This is a genomic window from Mesorhizobium sp. M1322, assembly GCF_040318085.1.
Classification (GTDB): domain Bacteria; phylum Pseudomonadota; class Alphaproteobacteria; order Rhizobiales; family Rhizobiaceae; genus Mesorhizobium.
Genome location: NZ_JAMYLP010000209.1, coordinates 1 through 1,172, shown reverse-complemented (window position 1 = coordinate 1,172; position 1,172 = coordinate 1). Strand labels below are relative to the sequence as shown.

The window sequence follows — 1,172 nt, the reverse complement described above, 5'->3', positions numbered from 1 at the left end:
AACGAGGTTGCCGAAATCGACAGACCTGGAGCAAGAGTGGCGAACTGTGTTTGAGCGGCGCCGCCGATCCCGTCGCTGTCGAAAGAGAGCGCTCCAGTCGAACTGTTGTAGATGATGTGGTCGGAGCTATCATGCGCGGCCTTACCCGCAAAGAAAGCGTCGGATGTGAGCGTGCCCAACTCAAGCTCGGCAAAAATCGCGTCGTCGAGGTGGATCTTGTTCTGGGACGAGTTGAAGTCGGTAATCTTGTCGACATTGCCGTCACCAAGGGCGCTATCGAAGACGAAAACGTCGTTGCCGCCAAAGCCGCTCAACTTATCGGCACCGCCGCCGCCGTTGATGACGTTAGCGCCGGCATTGCCCTGGATGGTTTGGGCCGACCCGTTGCCGGTCAGGTCGATTGCCGTGGTGCCGGCGTCCTTCGTGGTGCCGAGGACTTCAACCGACAAGCCGGCTGAGAGGGCGTAGCTCACAGAGGTCCACACCCTGTCTTGGCCTTGGCCAGAGGACTCGATCACCGTATCGCCGGCATTGTCGACATAGAAATCGTCGTCGCCGCCAAAGCCGCTCATCTTGTCGGCACCGCCGCCGCCGTTGATGACGTTGCCTCCGGCATTGCCCTGGATGGTTTGGACCGACTCGTTGCCGGTGAGGTTGATTGCCGTGGTGCCGGCGTCCTTCGTGGTGCCAAGGACTTCAATCGACGAGCCGGCCGAGAGCGCATAGCTCACAGAGGTCCACATCCTGTCTTGACCTTGGCCAGAGGACTCGACCCCCTTGTCGCCGGCATTGTCGACATAGTATTCGTCGTTGCCACCATGGCCAATCATTGTGTCGGCACCGCCGCCGCCGTTTATAGTGTTGGCGCCGGCATTTCCCTCGATAGTCTGGGCAGGGCCATCGGATGGAGGCGTGCCCGCCTCGCTAACTGGAGGCGTGTTAGAATCGCCAACGGGAGGCGTCTCAGGCTCGCTAACGGGAGGCGTCTCAGGCTCGCTAATTGGAGGCGTCTCAGGCTCGCTGACTGGAGGCGTGGCGGGGGCCTCATCCTGAAGATTGTGTTCCCGGAAGACGGCTTGCAGTTCCGGCGAGCTTTCAAGCGCGACGTCGCCTTCCTGCGAACCCCAGGCATAGGCAAAGTCGAATTCGGGCGACGGAACCAGTGCGTCCCA

At 60.9% G+C, this 1,172-nt stretch carries 1 pseudogene; it reads right to left on the bottom strand.

The window, feature by feature from the left end:
* Positions 1-1,172, bottom strand: a pseudogene (locus NKH12_RS30415) (calcium-binding protein); the annotation flags it as partial.